The organism is Azospirillum aestuarii, assembly GCF_016632405.1.
Taxonomy (GTDB): domain Bacteria; phylum Pseudomonadota; class Alphaproteobacteria; order Azospirillales; family Azospirillaceae; genus Azospirillum; species Azospirillum aestuarii.
Genome location: NZ_JAEPIV010000088.1, coordinates 1 through 1,533, shown reverse-complemented (window position 1 = coordinate 1,533; position 1,533 = coordinate 1). Strand labels below are relative to the sequence as shown.

Here is a 1,533-nt window from a genome sequence, read left to right as displayed (position 1 = left end):
CGCCTCCTCGTCCTTGTTGATGGCGACGATGACCTTGCTGTCCTTCATGCCGGCGAGGTGCTGGATGGCACCGGAGATGCCGACCGCGATGTACAGCTCGGGCGCCACGATCTTGCCGGTCTGGCCGACCTGATAGTCGTTCGGCACGAAGCCGGCGTCGACCGCCGCGCGGCTGGCGCCGACCGCCGCACCCAGCGTGTCGGCGAGCGCTTCCAGCAGCTTGAAGTTGTCGCCCGACTGCATGCCGCGCCCGCCCGACACGACGATCTTGGCCTGGGTCAGCTCCGGACGCTCCGACTTCGTCAGCTCCTGGCCGACGAACTTGGCGGAACCCGTGTCCCCCGTCCCGGCGATCGTCTCGACCGTGGCCGAGCCGCCGGTGGCGGCGGCCGCCTCGAAGGCGGTGGTGCGCACCGTGACGACCTTGATCGGGTCGGCGGACTTCACCGTGGCGATGGCGTTGCCGGCGTAGATCGGCCGCTCGAACGTGTCGGGCGAGACCACCCCGGTGATGTCGGAGATCGCCGCGACGTCGAGCAGGGCGGCGACCCGCGGCAGCAGGTTCTTGCCCTCCGACGAGGCGGCGGCCAGCACATGGCCATAGCCCTTGGCGAGATTGACGACCAGCGGGGAGACGTTCTCCGGCAGCGGGTGGGCGTAGGCCGCGTCGTCGGCCAGCAGCACCTTGGACACCCCGGCCACCTTGGCGGCGGCCTCGGCGACGGCCTGGGCGCCCTGGCCGGCGACCAGAACGTGGATATCTCCGCCGATCTTGGCGGCGGCGCTGACCGCGTTCAGCGTGGCGGCCTTCAGCGCGGCGTTGTCGTGTTCGGCGATGACGAGAATGGACATGTCAGATCACCCGCGCTTCGTTCTTCAGCTTGTCGACCAGGGCGGCCACGTCGGCGACCTTGACGCCGGCCTTGCGCTTGGCCGGCTCGGCAACCTTGAGCGTGGTCAGGCGCGGCGCCACGTCGACGCCCAGCGCATCCGGCGCCAGCGTCTCGATGGGCTTCTTCTTGGCCTTCATGATGTTGGGCAGCGAGGCGTAGCGCGGCTCGTTGAGGCGCAGGTCGGCGGTGACCACCGCCGGCAGCGTCAGCTGCACCGTCTCCAGGCCGCCGTCGATCTCGCGGGTCACGGTGACCGAGCCCTCGCCCGGCACGACCTTGGAGGCGAAGGTGCCCTGCGGCCAGCCCAGCAAGGCGGCAAGCATCTGGCCGGTCTGGTTGCAGTCGTCGTCGATCGCCTGCTTGCCCAGGATGACCAGAGTTGGTCCTTCCTTCTCGACCAGCGCCTTGAGCACCTTGGCGACGGCCAGCGGCTGCGTCTCGGCGTCGGTCTGCACCAGGATGCCGCGGTCGGCGCCCATGGCGAGCGCGGTGCGCAGCGTCTCCTGCGCCGCCGTCGGGCCGACGGTGACCACGATGACCTCGGTCGCCTTGCCGGCTTCCTTGAGGCGGACGGCCTCCTCGACGGCGATCTCGTCGAAGGGGTTCATGCTCATCTTCACGTTGGCGGTCTCAACGCCGG

The 1,533-nt window shown here is 69.9% G+C and carries 2 protein-coding genes; both read right to left on the bottom strand.

Features of this window, described 5'->3' with window-relative positions; genetic code table 11:
- The coding region (locus JJL56_RS32715; RefSeq protein ID WP_200487933.1) for an electron transfer flavoprotein subunit alpha/FixB family protein at positions 1-852 on the bottom strand (852 nt) is incomplete at its 3' end.
- Between the two features lies 1 nt (position 853).
- On the bottom strand, positions 854-1,533 hold a 680-nt coding region (locus JJL56_RS32710; protein WP_200487932.1), incomplete at its 5' end, for an electron transfer flavoprotein subunit beta/FixA family protein.